Source organism: Streptomyces sp. NPDC027189 (assembly GCF_055566975.1).
The window spans coordinates 1-1,373 of sequence record NZ_JBVHRI010000088.1; the positions used below are offsets into that span (position 1 = coordinate 1).

Here is a 1,373-nt window from a genome sequence, read left to right on the forward strand (position 1 = left end):
TTTCTCGGTGCTCAGCGAGTTCCGTGCCCGGCTGGTCGACGGCGAGGCCGGCCAGATGGTTTTCGATGCGGTACTTCGGGCGGCTGGCGAGGCAGGGCTGGTCAAGGCGGGCAAGCGGCAGCGCACGGATGCGACCCATGTCCTGGCCACAACGAGAGACCTGAACCGGCTGGAGTTCGTGGTCGAGACACTGCGGGCGGCACTGAACCAGGTAGCGGAGGAGGCCGGGGACTGGCTGGTGACGGTGTCGGCGCCGGAGTGGTTCGACCGCTACTCGGCCAGGCCGGAGGACAGTCGCTTCGCGTCCCGGTGGGCGGCCCGCGTCGAACACGCCGACCAGTGCGGGACCGACGGCATGATGCTGCTGAAGGCCGTCTGGTCGGCTGTGTCACCGCCCACGTTGCAAAGCCTGCCTGCGGTGGAGTTCCTGCGGCAGACCTGGGTGCAGCAGTTCCACCACGTTGAGGGCACCGTGCGCTGGCGCGGGACGAAGGACCTCCCGCCGGGCCTGATCCGCTTACGGACCCCCTACGAGCCCGAGGCCCGCACTGGTTCGAAGCGGGATCTGGGCTGGTCCGGTTACAAGGTCCACCTCAGCGAGACCTGCGAGCCCGACGCCCCGCATCTGATCACCCACATTCGCACCACGCCGGCGCCCGTCAACGACGTCCTCGTCCTGGAGGACATCCACACCGCCCTGGCCGAACGCGGTCTGCTGCCGGACGAGCACCTGGTGGACGCGGGATACATCGACGCCGAACAGATCCACCACGCCCGTCGCGATCACGACATCGAGCTGGTCGGCCCGGTCAAGTCCACCACTGTGAAGGGACAGGCGACCGGAGACGTCTTCGACAACACCCACTTCACCATCGACTGGGACCAGCACCAGGCCCTCTGCCCCGGCGGACAGACCAGCGTCGTCTGGCGGGAAGCCCAGAGCCAGTGGGACGCCCCGGTCACCCGGGTCCGGTTCGCCGCCCGGCACTGCGACCCCTGCGAACTGCGGACCTCGTGCACCAGCTCCAGGACCGGCCGCAATCTGACCCTGAGACCGAAGACCGAACACGACATCCTTCAACAGGCCCGTATCGAGCAGGACACCGACCACTGGCGCCGCCGCTACGGACACCGAGCCGGCGTCGAGGGCACCATCTCACAGGGCGTCCAGGCCTTCGGCCTACGCAGATCCCGCTACCGCGGCCTCGCCAAGACCCGGTTGCAGCACCACTTCACCGGCGCCGCCATCAACATCGCCCGCCTCGACGCATGGCTCACCGGCAGACCACTCGCCAAGACCCGCGTTTCGCCCTTCGCAGCACTCCGCCCCACTGGATGAGATCCAGCGGGGCGGAATTAACCAACAGCGTCCG

1 protein-coding gene is annotated in these 1,373 nt (G+C 68.2%); it reads left to right on the forward strand.

What is annotated here, in order from left to right; translation table 11 throughout:
- Nucleotides 1–1,339: transposase (locus tag ACZ4RZ_RS50310; RefSeq protein WP_467754381.1), on the forward strand; the 1,339-nt coding region annotated here is incomplete at its 5' end.
- Between the last annotated feature and the right edge of the window lie 34 nt (nucleotides 1,340–1,373).